Source organism: Herbaspirillum sp. 1173 (assembly GCF_031455335.1).
Classification (GTDB): domain Bacteria; phylum Pseudomonadota; class Gammaproteobacteria; order Burkholderiales; family Burkholderiaceae_D; genus Herbaspirillum; species Herbaspirillum huttiense.
The window spans coordinates 328145-352581 of sequence record NZ_JAVDSP010000006.1 but is presented as its reverse complement, the minus strand read 5'-3'; the positions used below and the strand labels follow the sequence as shown (position 1 = coordinate 352581).

At 60.7% G+C, this 24437-nt stretch carries 22 protein-coding genes and 1 pseudogene; 1 reads left to right on the top strand and 22 read right to left on the bottom strand.

What is annotated here, in order from left to right:
- The first annotated feature begins 169 nt into the window (after positions 1 to 169).
- Positions 170 to 1183, top strand: a complete 1014-nt coding sequence (locus J2X56_RS20070) for a UDP-glucose 4-epimerase family protein (protein WP_409025221.1) — start codon at positions 170 to 172, stop codon at positions 1181 to 1183.
- Here J2X56_RS20070 and rffA read toward each other — a convergent pair.
- From rffA to J2X56_RS27050, 22 genes and pseudogenes are all read right to left on the bottom strand, one after another.
- A complete protein-coding gene (gene rffA / locus J2X56_RS20065; protein ID WP_121042791.1) occupies positions 1180 to 2331 on the bottom strand; it encodes a dTDP-4-amino-4,6-dideoxygalactose transaminase in 1152 nt (383 codons plus the stop codon). The two genes, J2X56_RS20070 and rffA, sit on opposite strands and share 4 nt — an antisense overlap.
- 23 nt (positions 2332 to 2354) lie before the next feature.
- Positions 2355 to 3998, bottom strand: a complete 1644-nt coding sequence (locus J2X56_RS20060) for a hypothetical protein (RefSeq protein ID WP_310162015.1) — start codon at positions 3996 to 3998, stop codon at positions 2355 to 2357.
- Positions 3999 to 4030: 32 nt separating this feature from the next.
- Positions 4031 to 4405 (bottom strand): EamA family transporter, encoded by a 375-nt coding sequence (locus J2X56_RS20055; protein ID WP_039789368.1) that lies wholly within the window; start codon positions 4403 to 4405, stop codon positions 4031 to 4033.
- 13 nt (positions 4406 to 4418) lie between these two features.
- Positions 4419 to 5162 carry a hypothetical protein gene (locus J2X56_RS20050; RefSeq protein WP_227022651.1) on the bottom strand — a complete coding sequence of 248 codons (744 nt, stop codon included), beginning with the start codon at positions 5160 to 5162 and terminating at the stop codon, positions 4419 to 4421.
- A 164-nt stretch (positions 5163 to 5326) separates the two neighbouring features.
- The gene (locus tag J2X56_RS20045) at positions 5327 to 5992 is read right to left on the bottom strand and encodes an acetyltransferase (protein ID WP_121042785.1); all 666 of its coding nucleotides are present in this window, start codon (positions 5990 to 5992) and stop codon (positions 5327 to 5329) included.
- Positions 5993 to 5996: 4 nt separating this feature from the next.
- Positions 5997 to 6986 (bottom strand): glycosyltransferase family 2 protein, encoded by a 990-nt coding sequence (locus tag J2X56_RS20040; RefSeq protein ID WP_121042783.1) that lies wholly within the window; start codon positions 6984 to 6986, stop codon positions 5997 to 5999.
- Entirely contained in the window at positions 6983 to 7678 is a 696-nt protein-coding gene (locus tag J2X56_RS20035) for a WbqC family protein (RefSeq protein WP_039789364.1), read from the bottom strand. Before J2X56_RS20035 ends, J2X56_RS20040 begins: the two co-directional genes overlap by 4 nt.
- A gap of 46 nt (positions 7679 to 7724) precedes the next feature.
- Entirely contained in the window at positions 7725 to 9272 is a 1548-nt protein-coding gene (locus J2X56_RS20030; protein WP_310162009.1) for a DUF2079 domain-containing protein, read from the bottom strand.
- The gene (locus J2X56_RS20025; protein WP_134135598.1) at positions 9269 to 10603 is read right to left on the bottom strand and encodes an NAD(P)/FAD-dependent oxidoreductase; all 1335 of its coding nucleotides are present in this window, start codon (positions 10601 to 10603) and stop codon (positions 9269 to 9271) included. Before J2X56_RS20025 ends, J2X56_RS20030 begins: the two co-directional genes overlap by 4 nt.
- On the bottom strand, positions 10596 to 11591 hold the full coding sequence (locus J2X56_RS20020; protein ID WP_034337895.1) for a lysylphosphatidylglycerol synthase transmembrane domain-containing protein: 996 nt from the start codon (positions 11589 to 11591) through the stop codon (positions 10596 to 10598). The genes J2X56_RS20025 and J2X56_RS20020 overlap by 8 nt, the downstream gene beginning before the upstream one ends.
- A gap of 16 nt (positions 11592 to 11607) precedes the next feature.
- Positions 11608 to 12597, bottom strand: coding sequence for a glycosyltransferase family 2 protein (locus J2X56_RS20015; RefSeq protein ID WP_121042775.1), 990 nt, complete (start codon positions 12595 to 12597; stop codon positions 11608 to 11610).
- A 220-nt stretch (positions 12598 to 12817) separates the two neighbouring features.
- Positions 12818 to 13591: a glycosyltransferase gene (locus tag J2X56_RS20010; protein ID WP_310162001.1), complete on the bottom strand. Its 774-nt coding sequence runs from the start codon at positions 13589 to 13591 to the stop codon at positions 12818 to 12820.
- A gap of 46 nt (positions 13592 to 13637) precedes the next feature.
- A complete protein-coding gene (locus J2X56_RS20005; RefSeq protein WP_310162000.1) occupies positions 13638 to 14645 on the bottom strand; it encodes a glycosyltransferase family 2 protein in 1008 nt (335 codons plus the stop codon).
- Entirely contained in the window at positions 14645 to 15559 is a 915-nt protein-coding gene (locus J2X56_RS20000) for an NAD-dependent epimerase/dehydratase family protein (protein ID WP_371925497.1), read from the bottom strand. Before J2X56_RS20000 ends, J2X56_RS20005 begins: the two co-directional genes overlap by 1 nt.
- On the bottom strand, positions 15502 to 16536 hold the full coding sequence (gene gmd / locus J2X56_RS19995) for a GDP-mannose 4,6-dehydratase (protein WP_039789353.1): 1035 nt from the start codon (positions 16534 to 16536) through the stop codon (positions 15502 to 15504). Before gmd ends, J2X56_RS20000 begins: the two co-directional genes overlap by 58 nt.
- A gap of 37 nt (positions 16537 to 16573) precedes the next feature.
- Positions 16574 to 19060 (bottom strand): hypothetical protein, encoded by a 2487-nt coding sequence (locus J2X56_RS19990; protein ID WP_310161997.1) that lies wholly within the window; start codon positions 19058 to 19060, stop codon positions 16574 to 16576.
- 5 nt (positions 19061 to 19065) lie between these two features.
- The gene (locus J2X56_RS19985; RefSeq protein ID WP_134135602.1) at positions 19066 to 20655 is read right to left on the bottom strand and encodes an FAD-dependent oxidoreductase; all 1590 of its coding nucleotides are present in this window, start codon (positions 20653 to 20655) and stop codon (positions 19066 to 19068) included.
- On the bottom strand, positions 20652 to 21926 hold the full coding sequence (locus J2X56_RS19980) for an NAD-dependent epimerase/dehydratase family protein (protein ID WP_310161996.1): 1275 nt from the start codon (positions 21924 to 21926) through the stop codon (positions 20652 to 20654). Before J2X56_RS19980 ends, J2X56_RS19985 begins: the two co-directional genes overlap by 4 nt.
- Positions 21923 to 22714: a PIG-L deacetylase family protein gene (locus J2X56_RS19975; RefSeq protein WP_121042761.1), complete on the bottom strand. Its 792-nt coding sequence runs from the start codon at positions 22712 to 22714 to the stop codon at positions 21923 to 21925. Before J2X56_RS19975 ends, J2X56_RS19980 begins: the two co-directional genes overlap by 4 nt.
- A complete protein-coding gene (locus J2X56_RS19970; protein WP_121042759.1) occupies positions 22704 to 23564 on the bottom strand; it encodes a GNAT family N-acetyltransferase in 861 nt (286 codons plus the stop codon). Before J2X56_RS19970 ends, J2X56_RS19975 begins: the two co-directional genes overlap by 11 nt.
- A gap of 12 nt (positions 23565 to 23576) precedes the next feature.
- The gene (locus tag J2X56_RS19965) at positions 23577 to 23999 is read right to left on the bottom strand and encodes a GtrA family protein (protein WP_134135605.1); all 423 of its coding nucleotides are present in this window, start codon (positions 23997 to 23999) and stop codon (positions 23577 to 23579) included.
- A gap of 8 nt (positions 24000 to 24007) precedes the next feature.
- Positions 24008 to 24166: pseudogene (locus J2X56_RS27050) on the bottom strand (DapH/DapD/GlmU-related protein); the annotation flags it as partial.
- Positions 24167 to 24437 lie beyond the last annotated feature (271 nt).

Sequence of the window (24437 nt, the reverse complement as noted above, 5' to 3'; positions counted from 1 at the left end):
TGATTTGCCGACGCATCGGAGGCCAACGGCCGGCTTGATTTTGGTGCTGAGATTGTACGATGGCCACCGGGCTTTTGTGCAGGCATGACGCAACTGCCCAACGGGGCCGGACGATGGCGTCCGGCCGCGACGTGTTTCCGGATCATTGCGAGCCGGATCGGATGTTAGTATGGAGCCCCTTCTGGCCATCACGACCCCGCACTCCTTCATGCGTATCCTCGTTACCGGCGCTTCCGGCTTTGTCGGCAGCGCACTGCTGCGGCACCTCGCTCCCCGTCCCGATCTCGCTCTGCGTGCGGCCCTGCGCACCGCGGCGTCCGGCGGCTTGTTGCCTGCTGGTGTGGAGGTGGTGGAGACCGGCGACCTCGGACCGCAGACAAACTGGCACACGGCGCTGACCGGCGTTGACACGGTAGTGCATTGTGCTGCGCGCGTTCACGTGATGAACGAGACCGCCGGCGATCCGTTGAGCTTGTTCCGCCGGGTCAATGTGGAGGGCAGTCTTGCGCTGGCAAGACAGGCCAGGGACGCGGGCGTCAAGCGACTGGTGTTTCTCAGCTCGATCAAGGTCAATGGCGAGCAGACTGCGCCGGGACACCCGTTCACCGCCGACGATACGCCGGCCCCCGTCGATGCGTATGGCATTTCCAAAATGGAGGCCGAGCAGGCACTGATGGCTCTGGCTGCCGAGGGTGGCATGGAAGTAGTGGTGATCCGGCCGGTGCTGGTCTACGGGCCGGGCGTGAAGGCCAATTTCAGGAGCATGATGCGATGGCTGCAAAAGGGGATCCCGCTCCCGCTCGGTGCCATCACCGGTAACCGCCGCAGCCTGGTCGCCCTGGACAACCTGGTCGACCTGATGACGCTGTGCATGCATCACCCGGCGGCAGCCAATGAAATCTTTCTGGTCAGTGATGGGGAGGATCTGTCGACCACCGAGCTGTTGCGCCGCATGGGCCAGGCCTTGGGCCGGCCGGCCAGGCTGATCCCCGTGCCTGCGCGGGTGCTCGAATGGGGGGCAAGGTTGTTGGGGAAGGGAGCGGTGGCGCAGAGATTGTGCGGGTCGTTGCAGGTGGATATCGGGAAGACCAGATCAGTACTTGACTGGTCACCGCCCGTGTCCACCGACGTCGCGCTGCGCCGCGCGGCCTCGGCGGTGTATGCCGATGCGGAACGACGTTAAGAGCGCGATGCCTTCAGGGTACTGGTCAGGATATCGATGACCTTGTCCTGCTGTTGAACGGTCAGCCCCGCCCATAGTGGCAGACGAATCAGACGTTCGGATTGCTGATCGGTGACGTCCAATGCACCGCTGACGCGGCCGTAGCGCAGACCTGCGGGCGACGAATGCAGCGGCACGTAATGGAAGACTGCGCCAATCCCTTCCTGCTTCAACGCATCCAGGACCTGCTGACGCTGCCCAGCTTGCGGCACAATCACGTAATACATGTGCGCATTGTGGACGCATCCGTCGGGCACGACAGGACGACGCAAGAGACCGTCCTGTTCCGCCTGGGCCAGTTGTTCATCATAGCGATGCCACGCCGCCAGGCGCGCGTCGGTAATGGCGTCCGCACCTTCAAGCTGGGCCCACAGGAACGCCGCTATCAGTTCACCTGGCAAGAAGGATGAACCTACTTCCTGCCAGGTGTATTTGTCGACTTCGCCCCGGAAGAAGCGACTGCGGTCGGTCCCCTTTTCCCGGATGATCTCGGCACGCTGCGCGAGCGCCGGCTGGTTGACCAGCAATGCGCCGCCTTCGCCGGAAATGACATTCTTGGTTTCGTGAAAACTGTAGGCACCGAGATCACCGATGGCACCCAGCGCCCTGCCCTTGTAGGTCGACATCACGCCCTGGGCGGCATCCTCGACGACGTGCAGGCCATGTTGTCGGGCGATGGCAAGGATGGCGTCCATCTCGCAGGCCACACCCGCGTAATGGACCGGGACGATCGCTCGCGTGCGCGATGTGATCGCCTGCTCAATCAGCCGCTCATCCAAGTTGAGCGTGTCCTCCCTGATATCGACGAACACCGGAATACCCCCCCGCAATACGAAGGCATTCGCGGTGGAGACGAACGTATAGGAGGGCATGATGATTTCATCGCCCGGCTGGATGTCCAGCAGCAGCGCCGCCATCTCCAGGGCTGCGGTGCACGAATGGGTCAACAGGACCTTGTGACTCGCTGTCCGCTCCTGCAGCCAGGCATGGCATTTGGCAGTGTACGGACCGTCGCCGGCCAGCTTGCCATTGAAATGCGCCTCGGCAATGTAATACAGCTCCTTGCCGGTCATGTGGGGCCAGTTAAAGGGGATATTTTTCCCTTTCATCGCTTCTCTCTCAGAAAGCGCGCCTAGCGGCGCAACAGCATGTAGTGATTGATTTCCATGACGGGCTTGTAGCCGGCGGCCCACACCTTGTCCGTCACGCATTGCCGGGCCTTCAAATGGCCCTCCGGGGATCCCACCACACCAACGGGATCAAACATTATCCCGCCGTCGGCCTTCTTTTCAAAGGTCACCAGAAGATATTCGCTGACCCCGGTACCGACCGGGAAAATCTGAATGGAATTGTGGTTCCTGAACAGTTTCCAGACGTTGAACGGCGGCATGAACGTCACCGATGCCCCGGCTGGTATGGCCGCAACCAGACGATCAGCGCGATCAGTCTCGTAGCGATTGGAGGAAAACTTGGGGTCGATCACATAAAGGTCATTCACCGGCCGCCACAAGCCTTCCTTGATGAACGCGGTTCGCCATGACAGGTCGGGGCCATAGGGATTGAGAAAACTGACGACAGCCCCGATCAGGGACAACATGACGACGGCCGCCAAGCTCCTCGGCCACCGGCCTTGAGTGCCAGCATCGTACTGATCGCGCCGGGCAGCAAGCAAGCCGGTCAGGCCAACGGCACCCGCATAGATGACGAACGGGAAATAGAAGCTGTGATAGTGGGTGATCCAGCCGTCCTTTTCCGCTCCGCCAATCGACACGATGACATTGGGGAAAATCGTGATGCCGGCAATCAGCGCGGCACGCCAGTTGAACAGGGCTGCCAGCAAGATGAAAGGTAGATTGAATGCGATCAGCTTGACCAGGCCCGGACGAAAAACGTTGTTCAGGAACCGGGGAAGATCGAAAAAGCTCTTGTAGACCTCGGCATTGTCGACGTTGTGCTGAAGGACGCTGTAGACGGCGAGATAAGCCATCAGCGCCGCTGACACGGCCAGCACGAACAGAACGTTGCGGCGAGGTGCGGACCGGTAAAGTATCGCATGGCCGAGCGCGACTACCAGCATGAGCAAGGCACCGCGTTCGTGAATCATCGCGCCAATAGCGGCAATCACGACGACCAGGATCATGCGCGAGCGTCCCATCACCTCCTTGTTGGTGAACGCGTCATGCATCAGGAATGCAAACGCCAGCGCGAAGGGCATGAACAGACGATCAAAGTAGATCCAGCCTTCCGTCGCGATACGCCAGGCCGGATGCAGACAGACGATCACGGAAAAGAACAGGCACAGGAAGGCAGGCACGTTGCGCCGACGCAGGAACAGATACGAAATGGCGGGCAAGGCAACAAAGGCTGACGCGGTAGAGATCGCGGCGACACGCTCAGCGCCCAGCCACTGCGCCAGCGCACTCAAGGGATAGACGATGAGATTGGCATGGCCAAGCAGAATGTTGGCAGGAATGGTGGAGAACTGCGTCTGATCGATCGCACAAAACTTGTCCGGATCCATCAGGATGAATGGGTACACATTCAGAAACGCACGCACCGCCGATGTCGTGGGTAACCCGAGGTGCCAGGTATTTTCCAGGACATCAAGGAAAAATGCAGTATCCGTATCACCGATGCCGTGATGCGCCTTCCAGAAGGTATAGGCGTACAGCAGCCCCAGCATGCCCAGCAGGAACAGACACATCGCCACGTCGATGACACGGCCCGACAGCGGGGCGCGCACGCTTTTCGAATTGCCTGGTTTGAGCGAGAACATTTGCATTGATAGTGATGCAGTGGGCGCCTGGATCAGCCGCGGGCGGCCACGACGGTGCCGATGATGATGAGTGAAATCCCGAACAGCTTGGGCATCGTCAACCCCTCATTGAGCAGCCAGACGCTCAGGATCAAGACGATGGCGAAATTGAGGCTCATGAAAGGATAGGCATGGCTGAGCTCGAATTTCGTCATCGCTGCCATCCACGCCAGCGACGCCAGAAACGCGGAAAAGAATCCCGAAAAGATGAGGGGATCAAACAACAGGCCCAACAGAAACTTGAGCTTGTCGGCACCGCCCAAGGGCAACGCGCCAAAATGGCCGATCCGCCACTTCAGAATCAGCTGGCCATACACCGTGAATACGATCGTGGCCAGGATGTAGAGGTAATCAAAGAGACGATTCATGTGATCCGCCTGCTCAGCCTTCCAGCACGGCGATGCCAAAACCCGTCTTGCCGTATCCGTTGCCGTTGTAGAGCATGAAACGCTGTCCCTTGTGATCGAAGACGAAAGGATATTCGACCATCTCGCTGTCCCAGCCCTCAGCGGAGACGTCGATGCCTGCCGCATCATCCATGCGGCGCCATTGCTTGGCATCGTCCGACTCGGCATAGCCGATCCGGTAACGATCGCCCCGATACGAATACCACATCTTCCAGACGCCACCATCGCACAGGACAGAGGGACGGGAAATGGCATATTCACCTTCATCGGCATAATCGATGGCGACGATACCTTGCCGGTCCCAGGTGATGCCGTCGGCGGACTCCGCGTATTTGATGTGATAGCGATGTTGCGGCTTACCCTCGCTGATACGCCAGCCGGTGCAGGACAGGTACCACATGCGCCACAGATCCTCGCCAGGCATCACGCTGCAGCTGGCGCAGAAGTGCGGTTCCTTCATGGAGCGATCCACGATGGGACCATCAGCGTAGCGTTCAAAACGGCCAGAGCCTTGCCCCATGGCCAGGCCGATCGAATTGCGGAACGGCACGGTCACACCCAGATTCCATCCGATGTAATACATGTATTGCTGGCCGCGGTAGGTCGTCAGCCAAGTCGCCATGGTGCCGCTGTCATCGAACTCACCCAAGGCACCGGGTGCCAGCACGGGTTGATCCGACAATTCCAGGATCTCCTGCGGACGGGCAAGATCAATCACCACGTAGCCTGTATGACTGCGGTTTTCTGCATCACGCGAGCTGAAATAGATGCGATACACGTCATCCCGGACGTGCTCCGCGATCGGGACCGCAGCATGAGTATGCAGCCATGGCCGCTCGCCAGCGGGACTATAGATGAGCCCCAGTTTTTTCCACTTTTGCGTCATATTCCTCTCAACCTGTTGCTTGGAACCCTGGAACGTTCCGTTGCCGTGCCGACGTACACGCCATTGGGCTCAGCATCTGCCAGGAGCAACGCCCCCGCACCGATCACGCATTGTGCCCCGATCTTGATCCTGTCCCGCAAGGTGGCATTGACGCCGATAAAACATTGCTCGCCGATCTCGACACCACCCGAGATGACCGCATGGGAAGCGATGAAGCAGTGATCGCCGATCAGGCTGTGATGGCCAATGTGATTGCCGCTCCACAAGGTCACGTTGTTGCCGATCCTGACGAAGGGCTGGATCGTATTGTCTTCGAAGATGAAGCAGTTCTCACCGATGTTTCCCTGGTTGCGGATAGTCGCATCCGGGCTCAGGTAACTGGCCAGCCGGTAGCCTTTGGCCTTGGCCGCCAGGTACTTTTCCTTGCGCACCGCGTTCAGCCTGGAGTAGCCCAGGGCGATGAACATCGCATGCTGCTGCGGCCCATGCGTACGCTCAAGCTCCTCGAATGGGACCACCGGCAAGCCGCAGAAAGTGGACTCCTTGATGTAATCGCCATCGAGAGTGAACGCCACGATCTCATATTGCCCGTCCAGTCCGAAATAGAAATGGGCGAGCTGGGCAAAGTCGCCTACGCCGAATATCACGAGGGGCGTTTTCATCGGGTCATGCTCCGGTAGTGTCATGTCGGGTATCTGCCTGGCGATCCGTACCATCGGCGGCCACATGTACGGGCATACGCCGGTAGACGTGGCGCACGATCGTGTACGGCCGCTGCTTCACCTCGGAAAATATTCTGGAGAGGTAGAGACCCACCACTCCGATGAACGAGATGATCATGCCGCCCAACAGCCAGACGGAGGCCATCAATGAGGTCCATCCGCTGACATGGCGCGCAATGAGCAGCCATTGTCCCACGATATAGGCGATGCATAGCATTGCCAGTACGGAGATGCTGACACCGATATAGAAAATGCCGATCAGCGGGGCGTTGCTGAAGGACGTCACCGAATTGACGAATTGAGACATCTTCTTGCGGAAGGTATACGTTGTCTCGCTGGTACTGTGCTTTTTGACCAGCATCGGCTGCTGATCAAAACCGGTGATATGCCACAACCCGGCAATGAACACCTCACGCTCGGTGTGCAGCAAAAGCGCATTGACATAGCGACGCGACATCAATCGCGCCGTCACCACGTTCTGGGGCAATGCGATACCGGTCCACGAGCGGAAGGATCTGTAAAACAATTCCCCGCTCCAGCGTTCGAACCATCCACCCTTGCGCTGCTCCTGAACGCCATACACCACGTCGCAATCGCTGCCGTTCATTTTCTCGGAAAAAGGCAGGAGAAACTCGGGATCTTCTTCCAGGTCGGCATCAATCAGGAACACACGCTCTCCCTGCGCGTGGGCCAGCCCGGTCATCATTGCCTTGTGGTGACCAAAATTGCGCGAGAGATCGACGACCACGACGTGGGGATCGCTTTCACCGAGCCTGATGGTCAAGCCCAGGCTGTCATCAGGAGAACCATCGTTGACGAAGACGATCTCGTAGTCGTCACCGACCAATGCCTGGGCGCAACGGCTGCAACGCTGGTAGAACTCCTCGATGTAGGGTGCCGACTGGTAGAGCGTGGCAACAATGGAAAGCTTCATGACGGGATGTTCCTGAGAAATTGACCTGCATCGCTTCCGCAGTTGAACAAGAGATCCAATATCGTAACGGTTGGCAGAAAGTCGCCCCACTGCTGCGGGTAGTCCTTGAAGCCTGCGTAATCAAACCATTCGAGGGTGATTCCCGCGCGGAGGAATTGCTCCTCCTCCACATACCCTTTTGCAGAAGGGCCGGAAATGTAATGTGTTGCACCCGCCTGCAGACACAGATCGACCAGGCGTTCCGTCTTGCCATCGACCAGTTCGTAATCCCAGGAATTGGTGATCCTGGTCTTGATATGCAGGAAGCCACAGATGGCCTCGATGAAGCCGCGATTCAGTTCGGACAGGTGCGTATGCTGGCAATCTTGGTACAGCGGATGCAACCACTCGGCTACCTGATCGAAGTGGGCAGCCCGCCGATAGTTCTGCTGCAAGGATTTCCAGTGTTCAGCGGCCCAGGCAGTCCCTTCAATTTCCGTCTCGCGGATCTTCTGCAGATACTTGCCCTTGACGCGAACGGGCACGGTCAGCCACTGCAAACCCTGTGGCGTCTTGATCTGGTTGCGGTTCCGCCAGTCACGCCGGGTATATTGCATGTCGTCGTAGAGAATGAATTCATCCACGGCAGCGATCATGTCGAAGTAACCGCGCCAAGGGATGTAGTTGGACTGCAGGATTGCGATTTTCTTCATTTCTCTTGGGTCTGTCTATGGTCACGCACGATGGCGCAGGTCGGCATCATTCCGGCCTCTTCGCGGTGTTCCTGACTCCAACGCAATGGCCGGGAACGTGCGCGATCTCGTGAAAAGTAAAGCCAAACTGCTGTTCCAGAACGGTGGAGACCGGCTTTCCGGCAACCCAGTTGGCATCATCGGGAAGCTTGCCGTCCAGTTCCCCGCAGTCGATGTAGACATAGTCAGCTTTGCGCAGACCGAGGGGATAAACACCCACCTTGACCCGTTGATGCAGCATGGCCATTCCGGCTTCATTGGTAACGACGAGACTGCCGGCGGCAAACTCGGCGTTGATCAGACGTCTGGTGTCATAGCCGGTGGGCGTTCCCCGCCGGTTTGCCTGATACATCGCAACAAACTCCCTCATGACGCTGGAGGGGACCGCGATCATGTTCCAATTCAGTTTTTCTTGGGTGTACCACACGAAGGCGGAAGCCAAAGCAAATCCGGCAATCAACGCACCCTTGAATGTTGCCCGCGAGCAAAGAAGATAGAGGTTGCAAACACCGGAGGCTGCCGCGAAGCAGAGCACCGGGAAGTAGTAGGAATGGTAGTGGGACAGCCATCCCACCTTCTCCGCTCCACCGATGGAGCCGACCAAATTCGGCAATAGCACCACCAATGCGATGAGAAGGTAACGCGGCGCGAACACCGCCAACATCAGAAGCAATGCGTTGTTCTTGAGATTGATGAAAAGATTGTCGGCAAAGCCCGGAATCTGGGTATAGCGATAGACAAGATCATCCCAGCTGACGGGCAAAAATGTGTCGTAATACAGATTGGTCAGCACCAGTTTCTTGATCAGAAAAGCATATGCGACGAGCAACCCGGCGACGGCCAATTGCGTGAGCAAGCGCTTGCGCTGGTGCCAGCCGAACAAGATCGCATGCATTCCGACCAGCAGGCCACTGATCAGTGCAGCACGCTCGTTGACGAGGGCCAGCAAAAGCGCCACCAATGCCACATACCTCCACCGCAACTGGAAGTGCAGGCAACACAAGAGGATGAAGCCGAGAGGTACGAACAGCCGATCAGGATAGAACTGGCCCGCCAAGCCGAGGAACACCTGGGGACTGAAGAAAACGAGTCCGCAAGACAGAACGGATAGCACCACGCTTCGAGTACGCACCATCACGTAAGCCGCGGTTGCCCAGACCAGCAGCGCATAAGCCGTGGTCTGCAGCACGACCAGCGCCATGGAAGACGACATCATCCACAGCAGCCAGGAGATGGGATAAAGAATGTAATAGGCGTGGAAACCCAGCATCGAACGTTCGTCAGCTGCAGGATGGACCAGCATGCCCTGCAGTTCCCGAGAAAGCAGCTCGGTGTTGGGAATTCCGATGTAACGGTGGTCGATGAAGTTCTGCGTATTGGCAAACACGTTGGAGACGGCACCTTTACCCGCATGGATGTTTTCGATGAGCTGCTCGAAGAGAGCAGCATCACCCATACGGTTCGTCTGCATGGCGTCCTTGCCGATGCAAAGGATGCAGGCGGCGATTGCGATGAGCAGCGCCAGCAAGCCCAAGGTCAAGCGTTGCCGCGTCATTGCTTGGACTTCCCCAGCAATCCGACGACATGCCGTCCAATCTTGCGCCCTTCACGCACCGCATAATTGGTACCGCGATCTTCCGGATAAATCTGCGCCATGGAGGCAATGTGCAGTCCCGGCAGAGGTCCTTCGGCCGACGGAATCAGGCGGCTGTAGTGCTTCTCCACCACGGGCTGCGACCAGCGCGACTTCCATACCTTGTGGTCGAGGATCCAGCTCTCGTCGAAGCGCGGGAACATGCGTTTGAGGTGCGGCATGGCATAGGCCAGGACTTCATCGGCACTCATGGAATACAGCGCCTCGTCGACCGGCAGATACTTGGACAGATAGACGATGTGACGTCCGCCATACGTGTCGGTGGACTCGAAGTTGGTGTGCTCGATCACCCCCACGAACGGGAAAGTCGGATCGTTGACGTTGAGCCAGTAGGTACTGGAGAGACTGTTGTTCAGTTCCAGCACCAGGCAGACGTTGCCCAGGTATTCGATGCGACGCAGCTGCTGCAGGTAGTCGGGGCTGGCCCATTCCTTCACCATATCGGCGATCAGTGGCAGCGCCGGCGTGGCAATCACATGATCGGCGACGATGACACCCTTGGGCGTCTGCACTTGCCATAGTCCATCGTCGCGACGGAAGCTCTGCACCGGTGCCCGCGTGATGACGTGGCCGCCGGCCTGCGTGATGCGCTCTGCCAGGCGGGTCGCAATCGAGACAAAGCCGCCCTTCAGATAGGCCAGGCGCTCTTCCCCACCCTTGCCGCGGCTGCCGCCGCGCAGCTTCAGCTTGTTCCAGAACCACACGGCCGAGACCTTGCGGGCGGCCGCTTCACCGAACTTGCCCTTGAGCAGCGGTTCCCACACCACGCGGAAGACCGACTCGCCGCCCAGTTCCTTGAGCCATTGTTCTGCGGTCTTGTCTTCCAGCTCCATCCAGTTCTTGACGCGGCGCGCGCGCAAGGCCAGCAGGCCCAGGCGAACGCGGTCAAAGAAACCCAGCGGCGTGAAGCGCAGCAGATCCATCGGCGTGGAGAGCTTGAAGAACTGGTTGGCATAGTACATGCCGGTATTGGTCGGGTTGATGGTGACCTTGTCGGACAGGCCGATCTCATCGATCAGGTGCATCACTTCGAGGTCATTGGTAAACCAGTGATGGTAGAAGCGATCCAGCTTTTCGCCTTCCACATCGAAGGCAGCAGCCAGGCCACCCAGCTCTTCTTCAGCTTCCAGCACGGCCACGGAGGCACCGGCCTTGGCCAACTCATAGGCTGCGCTGAGCCCGGTAAAACCGCCACCGATGACGGCAACGCTGACGCGGATCTGTTCACTCATGTTCCAGCACTTTCTTGGGGCGCAGCGAGCGCACCAGCAGGTAAAGACCACCGCTCAGGGTCGGCGGCAGCCACAAAAGAAGATGGACCAGCAGCGCATAGGCCGTCGAGGCAGCCATATCGTTGCCGCCAATGGCAAGGGTCTTCGCGGTAAAGAAATCAAAGGTGCCGACGTAGCCGGGCGTGCTGGGGATCAGCGTGGCCAGGGTACCGACCGGCAGCGCCAGCCAGGCACTGGCAGGCTCGCTGACGGCGGGCAGTGAAAGCGCCGCCAGCCAGAACAGCATGCCTTCGCACAGCCAGGCCAGCAGCGACCATCCCACCAGCACCAGCATGGTCGGGCCACGCGACATCGACTCCAGCGTGTCGAATGCCTTGCCGATTTCATCGCCAAGGCGCTTGGCCAGCCCCGGCAACACCTTGGCCAGCAAGGCCAGGAAGAAGCGCGCCAGCGGACGCATGGCGTGCGGAAACAGCAGCACCGCCATGATCGCCAGCGCCATCAGCAGCAAGGCACCGGCACCCAGATCGACATAGCTGTGCAGGCGCGCGCCCACCAGCAGGACCGCTGCACCCAGCATGACGATGACCATCAGCAGGTCCAGCAATCGCTCCACGAACAAAGTGGCCACCACCGTCGCCGCCGAGGTGCCCAGTTGCTGATTGAAGGCGACCATGCGCATCAGATCGCCGGCCCGGAACGGCAGGACGTTGTTGGCGGCAAAACTGGCGAGGAAGGGGCCAGCACAATCGGACCAGCGCAAGGCCGGTCGCGACACGCGCAGCATGGAGGTCCAGCGCGCGATGCGGCAGGCGTAACCGACCGCGAAGATCAGCAAACCAAGCAGGATCAGGCTCTTGTTGGCGGCCAGCAGCGTCGTGCTGAGCTGATTCCAGTCGGTGTGGCGCAAGGCCAGCCAGCCGAAGACCAGCGCAACGCCTACGCCGACGGCAAGGCGGATCAGCTGTTTGGCGGAAAATCGATTCATCAAGGGGGCATCCCGCTCAGGCCGATGCATCGACGACCGCCACCACCGGGCTGCGCGAGCCCTCGATGCGGGCCTCGGGTGCATATCCGATGTATTCCGACACCACGTACAGGGGCCGACGCTTGATCTCGCTGTAGATGCGGCCGATGTATTCGCCCAGGATGCCGATCGACACCAGTTGCACGCCGCCGATGAACAGGACCGCAATCATGAGCGCGGTCCAGCCCTCGACCCAGACCTGGGTGAAGATGCGCAGGAACAGGGCATAGAGGATGCCGAGAAATGCCAGGCCCGCAGCGCTCATGCCCAGTCCGATGGACATCTGCAGCGGCTTGCTGGAGAAGGACAGGATGCCGTCGGTGGCGAACTTGAGCATCTTCTTGAGGGGATACTTGGTCACGCCGGCCACCCGGCGCGCGCGCGCGTACGGCAGGGCCATCTGCTTGAAGCCGACCCAGCTCACCATGCCGCGCACGAAGCGGTCGCGCTCCGGCATGGCGCACAAGGTGTCGACCACACGGCGGCTCATCAGACGGAAATCGCCGGTATCCAGGGGAATGTCGACTTCCGACATCTTGTTGAGCAAGCGATAGAAAGCACGGGCAGTGGCAATCTTGAAGGCTGACTCGCCTTCGCGTTCGCTCCGCACGGCGTAGACGACGTCATAGCCTTCGCGCCAATGGGCCACCATCTGATGTACCACGGCCGGCGGATCTTGCAGGTCGGCATCCATGAGCACCACGGCGTCCCCGCGCGCAGCGTCGACGCCAGCCGTCACGGCGATCTGGTGACCGAAGTTGCGCGACAGGCAGACCACCCGCACCCGGGCATCTTCACGGGCGATGGCCTTGAGTTTTTCCAGCGTACGATCACGGCTGCCATCGTTGACGAAGATGAGTTCAGCATCGAGGCCGTCCAGCTCATCCATGAGCTTGAACAACTCCAGCTTGGTGAAGTCGATCACCTCTTCTTCGTTGTAGCATGGCACAACAATTGACAACAACATTTACTCCCCCCCTTGTGGGCTCCCGCCCTCTTCCAGCCATGCATCCCGCCCGGTATCCATGCGCAGATGCCTATCTTTTTGCAGAGTTTTCCCGCAAAACCCAGTATTTTAACCACGCCGGGTGAGAATTCCGAAAAATTCACGGCAAAAATGTCCCGCCGCACCGCTCTTTGCAACTGCGTGCAGAGAAGACCCGCCAGAAGCGCGTCGGAAGAGCTTTTCAACGAGTACGCTGTTGCCGCAAGGAACGATAGGCCGGGGAAGTGAAAAAGCGAATGACGCTGCTGATATGCCAGCGCAGGTAGCGCAGCTTGCGGTGACTGTCGCGCTGGGCGTTATGTTCGACCGGTACGGCGCGCGCCACGCGTACTTCGTGCCCGGCCAGCCTGGCGCGCGCGCACAGATCCACATCCTCGTAGTACATGCGATAACGCTCGTCGAGCCCGCCCAACTGCTCCATCATGGTTTTGGGCAGCATCATGAACATGCCTGCCACCCAGTCCGGATAGGCCACCTGACCACGCGTGGGAATACTGTCATTGGCAAGGTGGACGCCAAACAGCCGGGCGAGATAGCGTTTGAACGGTTGCAAGGGAGAGGGAAAGTGACGCGCACTGTCTTCTTCCTGTCCTTCAGCATTGACGATCAGCGGTGCGACGATGGCAGCCGGCACCATGCGCGAGACCTCCAGCAGGGCGTCAAAGGGATCGTCATGAAAGCGGATATCCGGATTGAGGATGACGAACCATTGCCCGCTTGCATGCGCCACGGCCGCATTCTGATTGGCGGCAAAACCCTTGGGTTCAGGATTGTTGGCCACGACCACCGGGAACGGGAGGTCCGCCAGCAAGTCGTCGAAGGATTCCGGCAAATTGACCGTCAGGATCACTTCGATATCCGTACGCCCCAATCGCGCCAGATCGGCCAGCAGCAAGGCAATGTGCGCGCGGTGACCGTGACTGACGACTGACAGGGAAATGAGAGCTGGGGACATGGAGCGGTCTCGCGTACGGACGGGCAAGGAGTGAAGGCGCAGACGCTCAGCGCATCAGCACGTCGCGCAACGCACTGAGCGGACCGCGGCCGAAACGACGGTAATCACTGGTAGACACGGCATGCCTGAGGACAGCCAGAATGCGCAACGGCAGATACCGCGACAGGCCGGCACGAAAACGGGCAAAGCGCAGCCAGTCAGCAAGCATCGCGGCCAGGTCCGGGGTCAGGCGGCCCTCGCGTTCGAGGCGTGCCTTGAGCTGTTCAACACGGGTCAGCCGCAGCAACTGGAACTTGCTTTCGGGGAGCGCCATCACGAACCTGAAGCGCTTGACCAATCTGGCCAGGCCTGGTGCTTCCATGCCGATGGCATTGCGTCCATGCTGACGATATTGGACCGTGCTGCTTGGTTCGGAGCGCATCTTGCCTGTGGCAGCTGCGAGAATGGCCAGCCATTCATCGTGCACCCAATCGGGTGAAAACGGCAGGGCCAGGGGCAGCAGATCGCGGCGGAACACTGCCGCGGCTCCGGTGACGATATTGCGCCGGCACAGCACGTCCAGTGCGCGGCCTTGCGCCACCCAGCCGCGCTCTTCCTCACTCAGACCGAGCGACTGGAACAGCGAAGCCTGCATGTCGACGCCTTGCGCATCGACCAGCCGGGCGTCGCTGTGCAGAAGGGTCAGCGCCGGATCCTGCTCGAATTGCTGGCTGAGCAGACTGATCTTGAACGGCAGCCACACGTCATCCTGATCACACAGGAAGATCAGGTCCGTCTGCAGCGACTGCACTGCAGCCTCAAAATTCTTGACCACCCCAAGGCGGGGCTCGTTCCTGACCAGCTTCACGTCGATGCTCTGGCGCGCAGCCCATTGCTGCAGGTATTCCCAGCTGCCGTCATCGGAGGCATCGTCATGAATGGCAATCTGATCGGGCAAGCGGTCCTGCTGAAGCAGGCTGTCGAGCTGCTGCGGCAGGTAAGGCATGCCGTTGCAGGTGCACATGGCAATTCCGCACGTCAGCCTTGCCGGACCTGCCAAGGACTTCGCCACCATCAATGCGCCACCGGGCTGGTGTCCAGCATCCATTGCAGCGTCGCGCGCAGGCCAGGATGATGCAGGGGGCCTATGGCCTGTTCCAGCAAAGCCGGGCTGCCGCACAGCGTGCGCACCTCGGAGGCACGGACGAAGGCCGGATTGACGCGCACTTCCAGACTGTGTCCCGTGATCTCTTGCAGCAAGGCGATGACGGCGCGCAACGTCACGGGCTGGCCCGAGCAGACGTTGTAGCACTGCCCTGGCGCGCCCTTGTCGAGCAGGGCCAGATAGGCGTCGCATACCGTACGCACATCATTGAATTCGCGCTCGACATCGAGGTTGCCCAGTTCCACCACGCTGGCCCGGCGGGCAAAGTGGTCGACCAGCTTGGGAATGACGAAGGACGCGTGCTGCCCTGCCCCGGTGTAATTGAAGGGACGCGCGAACACGATCGGCAAGCGGTCGAGGTAGTTGCGCGCCATGTATTCCATGGCCAGCTTGCTCATGGCGTAATGATTCGCAGGAGCCGGGGGCTGGCTCTCGCCAATCGGCGATACATCGCAATTGCCATAGATGTTGGCGCTGCTGGCCAGCAGCACTGCCGCCGGACGCTTCGGCACGCGCGCCAGAGCATCCAGCAGATTCATCGTGCCCAGCACGTTGACATCGTAAAACGCACCGGCATCCGCGTGGCCAACGAACGCAATGGCCGCCAGGTGGACCACCGCATCCGCCTGCGCTTGCGCAAGCTGATGCTCCAGTCCCGCCTTGTCATCCAGTTGCCCGGTCAGGGCGATCACTTCATGTCCGCGCGCAATGGCACTGGCAGTGAAATGCCTGCCAGTGAATCCATCACTCCCGGTAAGGAATATCTTCAAAACGAAGTCCCCGCCTGATTGCGACGCACATCGGCTTCCACCATCAGCGCGCACAGCTGCTCCAGCGTGGTCTGCGGCTGCCAGCCCAGGATTTCGCGGGCGCGGGTGGGGTCACCGATCAGCAGCTCGACTTCGGCCGGACGGTAGAACTTCGGATTGATGCGCATGACGGTCTTGCCGGTGGCCACGTCCACTGCAGTCTCCTGCTCGGCGGCACCGCGGAACTCAAGATTGATGCCCACACCCTTGAAGGCCATCTGCACGAAGTCGCGTACGGTCTCGGTACGGTTGGTGGCCAGCACGAAGGTATCGGGCTCGTCCACCTGCAGCATGCGCCACATGCCTTCCACGTATTCCTTGGCAAAGCCCCAGTCGCGCTTGGCGTCCAGGTTGCCCAGTTCCAGGCAGTCCAGCTGGCCCAGCTTGATCTTCGCCACCGAGTCAGTGATCTTGCGGGTCACGAATTCGCGGCCGCGCAGCGGGCTTTCATGGTTGAACAAAATGCCGCTGGTACCGAAGATGTTGTAGCTCTCACGATAGTTGATCGTCATCCAGTGCGCGTACAGCTTGGCCACGCCATACGGGCTACGCGGATAGAAAGGCGTGCTTTCGCGCTGGGGAATCTCCTGGACCTTGCCGAACATTTCCGACGTCGAGGCCTGGTAGAAGCGGATGCGCGGATTGACCAGGCGAATCGCTTCCAGAATGTTGAGCGCACCCAGACCGGTGATGTGGGCGGTGGTGGTCGGCTGTTCGAAGCTGACGCCGACGAAACTCTGGGCGGCCAGGTTGTAGATTTCGTCAGGCTGCACCTTTTGCACCAGGGACAGCGTGGTGCCCAGGTCGGTCAGGTCGAATTCCACCAGATGCAGGTTCGGATGATCCTGAATGCCCAGCTCGTTGATGCGCCAGAAGTTGACCGAACTGGTGCGTCGATAGGTGCCATAGACTACGTAGTTCTTTTCAAGCAGAAGTTGCGCCAGGTAAGCGCCGTCTTGTCCTGAGATGCCGGTAATGATTGCGGTTTTCATAGTCTGAGGGATAGCTGAGTCTGGATTGATAAAGGATTTATGAGGGGGTCTTGAAGGAGATCTCGCCTACGGTCACGGGACGCTCATCGTGCGAACTGCCGAACACGATGCCCTGAACCGTCCCGGCAGGAATCGCCACAGCGCGGTCAATTATAGTGTTTTCACCGTGACAAGAATGCACTTCGATGTCGGTGCTGCTCATTTCACCGCGGGAATTGATCCAGTTAACCTGGGATCGGAACTGTGTTCCCTCAGGGCAAGACACCTTCACGTGCAACAGGCCACGGCGCTGTCCTTTCACGTCGATGGTCTGATAGACCGGATGCGTGACGGTAGCGGTCACGCCGCCTTTGACCACGGCATTCCCGTTGAGATCCCACTTGGGACCAGGTTGATCGAGCACCGGTCCTGCGACGCGCTCGACCCGGAACAGGCCATCGGTCTTGACCAGACCGACGCGCATGCCATTGAGACGGAACAGCTCGGTGGTCACCGACATGATATCGGCCTCATGCGATTCGTTTTGCCCCACCGGGTGCACGATGACCTCGATGTCGAAATCGCGCAGCAATTTCTTGAAATTGGTGTCGCGCTCGGGCGAGGAGAAGAACGGCCACGAATGCCAAGAAAACGCGATGGTGCCTGCCGGGTAATGACTGTAGACCGGATCGGTGCCAACGATGAGAATCTGCTTGCTGCGGATACTGTCCATCTGCTGCAGGATGTCCCCGATGATCACCGCGGGCTTGCTGCGCTCGAGCATTGCACGATGGGCATCACGATCCACCAGCAAACGCGGAGAGAACTGCATCAGCGGCCAGTAGACCACCGGATAGCGCGCCAGGCTGACCAGGCACAACAGCAGCACCAGCGCGGATGCCGTCAGCGCTGCCTTGGACAGGCGTGCCAGAGCCCAGGCACCGAACACGATGAACCACGGAAGCATCTGGTACACATAGCGCAAATAGGCCTGCGTCTGGAACACCAGCGCGCAATAAAAGGTGGTGGCCAGCAAGCCGCCCAAGACCCACCAGTGACGCGTCAGGATGGCGGTGAGCAAGGCGAGCGGGATGAGCACCAGGAAAACGATGCCGATGGCACCATCCGCACCAAACTCGCCGTACCCCATGGACTTGATGCTCGCATCCCAGAACATGCCCGGTCCCAGCGGGTGCAAATAGAGCGGATTGGCAAACGCCTGCTCGTTCTTGAAGACGCTGCCGATGGTGAAGAACGGCGATTTGAAAATATTGTTGTAGAAGGGGAAGAGCGGATTGCCCGTCTTCAGATAGGCCACGACGTAGGGCTGGCAGCTGACAAGCAGGAACACGGCGACCGCCGCCGCCACCACGAGGAAGGTCGGCCGCTGGAACTTGCCCTGGCGTGCCAGCAGGCACACTGCCAGCAGCAGGATCGGCAGCAGCGGCGCGCCCAGCAGCTTGGAAGCACACAGGTAACCGGCAATGGCCCCCAGATACAGCCAGGCACCATGCGGCTTCTCGCTGGTGCCGGTCAGCTCGGCCAGACACAGCAGGAACAGGAAACCGATGACGGGCTCCACGAACATCGAGCCGGACACCAGCATGCTCAGCGGCAAGGTCAGCATCAGGGCCGGTGCGGCCAGCGCGGCGACCCCGCCAATGCGAGGGGCCAGGATGCGGAACGACAGCCAGGCCGTCGCCAGCACGAAGGAGGTATCCATCAACTTCGCCGCCTGTTGGCCATCCAGGAAGAAGGGCGGCAACGTCAACCAATTGGCACCGAACGGCATCACCGACCAGATGTACTGGGTCACATCAAAGTCCCAGCGCCTGGCCGCCAAAATACGTACCGGCAAGTTCAGGTGCATGGCCAGCGCATCGTGTCCCAGCTCGGGCAGCATGGTCACGAACAGCACCAGCGAAATGCCGGCCAGCACCAGGGACAGCAGCAGGGATTCCTGGAGACTACGCCGCCGGCGGACCAGCAGGTCGCGCAGGGGCGAGGGCCGGCCGGCGGTGCGCCACACGCCGAGACGCCAGCTGGCCAGCAGGGCCCAGCCGCTGAAGAGCAACAGATAGAGCGTCGGTGTATTGATCGGGAAATGCGCCATGAGACCGATGAGACTGCCGGTGATCACGAATCCGAAGCCGCTGTTGCGAACACTCCAGACGGTGGCCGAATCATCCTTCCACCACGACAAGGTCCAGGCACCGATCAGGGTGGCGCAAGTCCAATACCAGATCACGGCGACGAAGGGTCCGAGTCCCGCCAGTGCCACGAACAGCGACGCACATGCACCCAGCAGAAGCAGGAATGGCAAGCCTGCGGCCAGGCCCGCAAAGCACAGCACCAGCAGCGTGCCGACGGTGTTGTAGAAAGAAACACCAACGGCGGGGGAGACCCAGATCTTCTGCTGCCACCAGCCTTGGGAGAGCGTTCCCCAGAGTGCCACGGCCGCCAGAATGAATGCGACGATGGTCAGCAGCACGGGTTGTGCGACGCCCGGGGATCCCGGTTTGCGATCAGGAAGAGAGGGGTTCATGACGTTCATGCGGAGTGAAGACGCTGCAATGCGGCCCGGGCGATACGATCGGCGTTGGCCATGATGGTCAGCGTATGGGATTTTTCTGTCAGGTTGGGCAGGCTTGCGCCGTCGACCACGAACAGTCCGTCGAGCCCGGCGAGTTCCCCGATGGCCGAGGTCTCACCGGCTTGCGGCCGCTCACGCATCGGCAAGGTACCCGCGTAGTGAATGTCGCCGCCCGGCTGTCCGGCCGTGAAACTCATCGGCAACATGTAGGCCCCCAGGCGCGCGTAGGCGCGGCGCAGGCTTGCCGCGGCCTGCTTCAACAGGGTCGGAACGTCTTCATGGTAAGCGCCCCGGATGTGCAGGCGTCCGTCTGGCGTGAGATGTGCCTGGTTCGCGGAGAGATGCCCGGGAAGGAACATGTTGCCCACCACGCAGGAACTCATCAGCGAACGCAAGACGTCCACCGCCAGCCTGCGACGCAGCGGCAGATGGCGCGCGAACTCGGTCATGGGCAGGCCGACGGTCGAGAAAGTCGAACCGAGTGCGGTCACATCCTCCCGCAGGGTCTGGACAAATGCCAGCTGCCCGTAGCCGAAGGCGTCGGCGCGTGGCTTGCCCAGGAAAGACGGCATCCAGAGAATGAAGGCGGCCGTGGGGCAGGACAGCAGCCGCACCGGTGCTTCGTGCTTCAGGGCAGACAATGCCAGCCGGGTGGTGGCGACAGTGCCCGCAGCCAGGTGCACCTGACGCGCGCTGAAAGTCTTGCGCTGACGGTCCTGCGGATCCTCCCCGTACACCTGCCAGCCCTGCCCTGCATCCTGCCGGAGCGACTCCACCTGCAAGCGTGCATGGCGGAAGTTGGGGAATTGACGCAACGTCGCCAGATCTTCACTGGCGGAATACAGCGAGCGACGCTCACAACCAAACAGGCAGTTCCCGCTGCGATTGCATCCCTTGCGCGCACCACGGTCCTGGCTCAGCACGGCCACGGGAAAACGCCCGAGCCTGAAACCCTGCCGCAGCAGATCAGCACCATGTCGGCGATACTTCTGGTCCAGTGCCGTATGCAGCTTGTCGAGCGTGATCTCGGGCTGTGCTTCGCCCTGCATGCCGAAATAGTCAGTGAGTTCATCCTGTTGCGAACGGCTCACGCCAATGCGTTCCACCACGGTGCGATAGGAATCGTGCATGGCATCGCTCGGGCAGGGAAACGCCGCCAGCTCCTGGGGAGACAGTTGCGCCACACCGCAGCCCCAGGCATTGGACAAGCCGCCGGGAGCCAGCGACCCCAATGCAATGAATCCCTGTGAATCCACTCGATTGACCTGCGCAAAGTCTGCAAAGACGTGCGCATGGGTCGGCACGCGCAACTTGGGAGAGATGGCCTCGCGCATGCCGAGGGCATGGAAGCGCTCGCCGACCATCCACTCCCACTGCCGCGGATCGGTCGCACGTTCTTCCAGAAAGCTGCGTGTCGGGCGCCGCACGTCTTCCTGGCGTCCGCCATCGACCATCAGCACTTTCACGCCTGCCTCGACCAGCGGAAACGCCGCCGATACGCCGGCCGGGCCACTTCCCACGATGATGACGTCAAACTCCGGGCTCACGGGAAACTCCTGTTGATGGCGTCACGCAAGAACAGCGGCATGCTCACCGGGCGGGCAATCCGCCAGAACACTTCCGATGCGACGGCACACGCCAGGCCAAGACCATAGCGCAGCATTCCCGCCGGTTGCCGGATGCCGATGAAACGCTCTGCACCCGCCTGCGTTGCCTCTGCCAGCAAGGTGGCCGCGTCCAGTCGCCATGCCAGTTCCTGCCCGCGTTCGCTGGCCAGGAAGGCGCGATCATCGAGCAAGGCCAGCAGCGCCGGATGACGCAGCGTAAAGCCTGGCAGACCCAGAGCGCGCCCTTCCCGGAAGCGCCCGATGGCAGCGATGTAGCGTTCGACGAGATCACTGTCGGGACGGCGATTGAGTACGTAGCACAGCATTGCCGCGGCTTCGGCGGCGAGCTGGTCGCCGGGCGCGGCGGGCTGCATGCCGCTCTCCAGCGAACGCAGTTGCAAGCCGAGCAGCGCCAGGCTGCCACGGGTATCCATGACCGGTAGGGCAAACAGGGAATCCAGACGGGACAGACCGAGCCGATTGCTGCGCTCAGCGCCCAGCAGTCGCACGGCCAATCGGACCAGTGCGGTCGGCACTGGCACGAAAAATCGTGTCTTGCGCACATGGCTGGCGGCAATCGCGCGCAGGAAAGTTGTGAAACTCAGCGCTTGCGACTGCGCGATCAGATGCACTTCGGGTGTCGCATCCGGCAGCTGCGCGATGCGCAACAGCGCCAACGCGAGATCATCGACATGGACCGGTTGTATCAATGGCGCAGGCAGAAATGCGGGCAACATCGGGAGCCGGTCCACCAGATTGACCAGCAACCCGAACAGTCCCATCGCGGCGCCGCCGTACACCTGGCCGGGACGCACCACGCTGCCGCCACGCTGCAGCACGAGCTGCTCGATACGCCACTTGGTGCGTCCATAGGCGGTAGGCGCATCCTCGCGCGCCGTCTGGCTGGAAACGAACACGAAGTGCGCACCCACGGCGGCAGCGGCGTCGAGCAGGCGCAGGGCGGCCACCATCTCGGCGTCGCCATCGGCTTCGGTCGCCACGCGCGGATTGAAGGCAAGATGCACCACGGCCTGCACATCGCCCGGCAGGGTCAGGGCGTCCGTATCAAAAAGATCGTAACGAAGCCATGCGCCGGCATCGGCCGCCGGTGCGGTCCGTGTCAGCAGCAGCGGATGATGCCCTTGATGCAAGGCCAGAGCCGCCAGCTGCCGACCGATGTAGCCTGTGGCTCCGGTGATGGCGATCTTCATGGCCGCAGCTCCTTGACATGGCCAATGCTGGACGCGATGAAAGGGCGGGCCGCACGGAAAAAGTCTTCCTGACTGCAGAATCCGCGACGCTCATACAGGGGGGGCCCGTCATGTGCTGCCTCGTGGATGCGCGCGAGCGAACAGGGCTGCAGCAGCTGCGTACCACGGACCACATAATGAAGGAACAAAAATGGAAAAAGTCCCACCCAGGTCTTCGCCTGCGAGGGATACAGGAAACAGTAGCGCATGAAGCGCAGGCGCTCGGTCCACGACATGCGCCGCGCCATGACCTCGCCGTTGGCGGCCAAGGGCGCAAACAGCTTGAACCAGGGTCCGCTCAGCCCGGCCCCGGTGTAGAGCGTGAACTGGCGGGTCTGCGGCAGGCAATGCGAGGACTTTGCCAGCGCCAGGCCAATCAGATGGGCGGCGTCATGATCCTGATGACCGCCTTCCCAGGCCAGCAGGTAAAGCAGCTCCGGCTGGCCAATGCGATGGCACAGCGCAGCCAGCTCGGCCAGTACGGCCGGCATGTGCTCGACCAGTTTGCTGTCCGGCACGCCCAGCTTCTCTCCGATGAAATGCACGCTGCTGGCCGCTACGCCCAAGCGTCCGAGCACATCGAGGCTTTCGGCATTGCGATCGGGACGCGGCCCACCGTCGAGCGCACCTGAGGTCAGATAGACGACCGAGACGCGATCGCCGGCCGCCAGCAGTCTCGCGATTTCGGCGAAGACACCGAACTCGTCGTCCTGATGCGCGAACAGGAAAAGGGCGTGCTTAGAAGGCATCGAAGTCCAGGAACGTGATGTAACACTTGTCCAGGGACAGCTTGTCGGTATTGTCCACCAGATTCTTGTAGATCAGATTCAGCGGTGACGGCTTGAGACGCTCGGGGATAGGCTGGAAATTGACACCGAAGCGGTACCCCGGAATGTTGCCCACGAACACCTTGGCCGAGAGCAGCCCGGCACCCAGTCCATTGGGCTGGACCTTCTCGTGGGCCGCCGGCGGCAGCACCGCCAGCGCCGTCATGCCTGGCTTTCCTGCCGAGGCAAACACGCGCAACTGGCCATCGGCACCGCGCTGGAGCGCGACCGGATTGACCGGGCTCTTGCTGCGCCATTGCAGGGCGGCTTCGCCCCACTCCTGAAACAGGTCCGCCTGGGCCAGCCCTTCTTCGCAGGCTCGCGCGTTGAGCGCACCTAGTCCCACCCGGGCCTGCAGCGGGCCCACCAACTGGAAGCCCATCTGCCGCACCCAGCCTGGCGTCGCCGCCGCATTGGCCACACCGATGACAAACTCGAATCCGCGCAAGGCGCCGAATTCGCACATCTTCAGTCCCAATCGCTTGAACAGGTGCTTGCCCTGGAAATCCGGATGGACCGCAACGTTGACCGCCACCAGCCCGCGCACCTGCCTGCCACGTAGACGATAGCGGCCCGGCAGCGCAATCACCTGTCCGATCACCTTGCCATCGCAGACGGCATCGGCACCCAGTGCCCGGCCTTCCGGGTTATCGATGTAGAGCCAGTTCAGATACTGGCGGCGCAGCTTGTCTGCTTGCGGAAAACAGGCCTGGTACAGCGCGATGTAATCATCCATGCGCGCGGTATCGGATTCGATCAGTTCAATTTCCATGGTGTCTCGGGTTCAGTTCTTCTCGTTGGCATCGACACTGCCAACGGCGGCCGCAGCGCCGGATTTCTTGCGGGTAAAGGTAAAACTTGACGTCACCCAGAAGGTCACGATGAACAGCAGCACGTCAGCAATTGCTTTGGCATAGACCGGATGCGGAATGACCAGCATCAGAAGGTACAACACCACCGACGAGATCGGGGTATAGAGCAGCGCCAGCCCGAAATACTTGGTCGCATGGGCCATCTGTCCGTCGGCTTCCTTGATCTGGTAGGTGAAGCGGCGATGCATGAAGAAACCGCAGATGGCCGCCAGGATCTTGACTGCCACGTTGGCCCAGATAGGATCGACGCCCATCTTCAGCAGCACATAGTAGCCGCCCATGTCGATCACATAGGCCAGCACTGCCACGATCAGGTATCGCACCAGGGTGCTCATGCTGCATCCCTCTTGCGCAGCATGCGTGCGGGCGCGCCGACCATGACTGCATATTCTTCCGTATCCTTGGTTACTACGGCATTGGCACCGATCACGGTGCCCCTGGCAATGGTGACTCCGGGCATGATGACGGCACCGGCACCGATCCAGACATCGTCACCGATGACGATCTTCTTCGGAATGCTCTGGCGGGCAAACACCGGCGGCAGTGCACCTTCAATCGGATGCTGTCCCGAGGAGATGGTCACGTTGCTGCCGATCAGTACATAGGAACCGAATTCGATACCACCCACCCCGTTGATGTAACTACCCGAATTGACGCCGAAGTTGCTGCCCATGGTGATGCGGTCGGCATGCACGATGGTCACGCGCGGCTGAATCCAGGCAAAGCCGGCGCAGCGCTTGAAGAAGACCTTGCTCACCAGGGCGCGCAGGATC

What these genes read in the sequence shown, in the direction of transcription:
- J2X56_RS20010 (WP_310162001.1), bottom strand. Translation starts at nt 13,591, where the DNA reads ATGTCCCCAGCTCTCATTTCCCTGTCAGTCGTCAGTCACGGTCACCGC.
- J2X56_RS20025 (WP_134135598.1), bottom strand. Translation starts at nt 10,603, where the DNA reads ATGAGTGAACAGATCCGCGTCAGCGTTGCCGTCATCGGTGGCGGTTTT.
- J2X56_RS20045 (WP_121042785.1), bottom strand. Translation starts at nt 5,992, where the DNA reads ATGAAAACGCCCCTCGTGATATTCGGCGTAGGCGACTTTGCCCAGCTC.
- J2X56_RS20040 (WP_121042783.1), bottom strand. Translation starts at nt 6,986, where the DNA reads ATGAAGCTTTCCATTGTTGCCACGCTCTACCAGTCGGCACCCTACATC.
- J2X56_RS20055 (WP_039789368.1), bottom strand. Translation starts at nt 4,405, where the DNA reads ATGAATCGTCTCTTTGATTACCTCTACATCCTGGCCACGATCGTATTC.
- J2X56_RS20020 (WP_034337895.1), bottom strand. Translation starts at nt 11,591, where the DNA reads ATGAATCGATTTTCCGCCAAACAGCTGATCCGCCTTGCCGTCGGCGTA.
- gmd (WP_039789353.1), bottom strand. Translation starts at nt 16,536, where the DNA reads ATGAAAACCGCAATCATTACCGGCATCTCAGGACAAGACGGCGCTTAC.
- J2X56_RS19970 (WP_121042759.1), bottom strand. Translation starts at nt 23,564, where the DNA reads ATGGAAATTGAACTGATCGAATCCGATACCGCGCGCATGGATGATTAC.
- J2X56_RS20070 (WP_409025221.1), top strand. Translation starts at nt 170, where the DNA reads ATGGAGCCCCTTCTGGCCATCACGACCCCGCACTCCTTCATGCGTATC.
- J2X56_RS20035 (WP_039789364.1), bottom strand. Translation starts at nt 7,678, where the DNA reads ATGAAGAAAATCGCAATCCTGCAGTCCAACTACATCCCTTGGCGCGGT.
- J2X56_RS20060 (WP_310162015.1), bottom strand. Translation starts at nt 3,998, where the DNA reads ATGTTCTCGCTCAAACCAGGCAATTCGAAAAGCGTGCGCGCCCCGCTG.
- J2X56_RS19965 (WP_134135605.1), bottom strand. Translation starts at nt 23,999, where the DNA reads ATGAGCACCCTGGTGCGATACCTGATCGTGGCAGTGCTGGCCTATGTG.
- J2X56_RS20015 (WP_121042775.1), bottom strand. Translation starts at nt 12,597, where the DNA reads ATGTTGTTGTCAATTGTTGTGCCATGCTACAACGAAGAAGAGGTGATC.
- J2X56_RS20005 (WP_310162000.1), bottom strand. Translation starts at nt 14,645, where the DNA reads ATGGTGGCGAAGTCCTTGGCAGGTCCGGCAAGGCTGACGTGCGGAATT.
- J2X56_RS19975 (WP_121042761.1), bottom strand. Translation starts at nt 22,714, where the DNA reads ATGCCTTCTAAGCACGCCCTTTTCCTGTTCGCGCATCAGGACGACGAG.
- J2X56_RS19980 (WP_310161996.1), bottom strand. Translation starts at nt 21,926, where the DNA reads ATGAAGATCGCCATCACCGGAGCCACAGGCTACATCGGTCGGCAGCTG.
- rffA (WP_121042791.1), bottom strand. Translation starts at nt 2,331, where the DNA reads ATGAAAGGGAAAAATATCCCCTTTAACTGGCCCCACATGACCGGCAAG.
- J2X56_RS20030 (WP_310162009.1), bottom strand. Translation starts at nt 9,272, where the DNA reads ATGACGCGGCAACGCTTGACCTTGGGCTTGCTGGCGCTGCTCATCGCA.
- J2X56_RS19990 (WP_310161997.1), bottom strand. Translation starts at nt 19,060, where the DNA reads ATGAACCCCTCTCTTCCTGATCGCAAACCGGGATCCCCGGGCGTCGCA.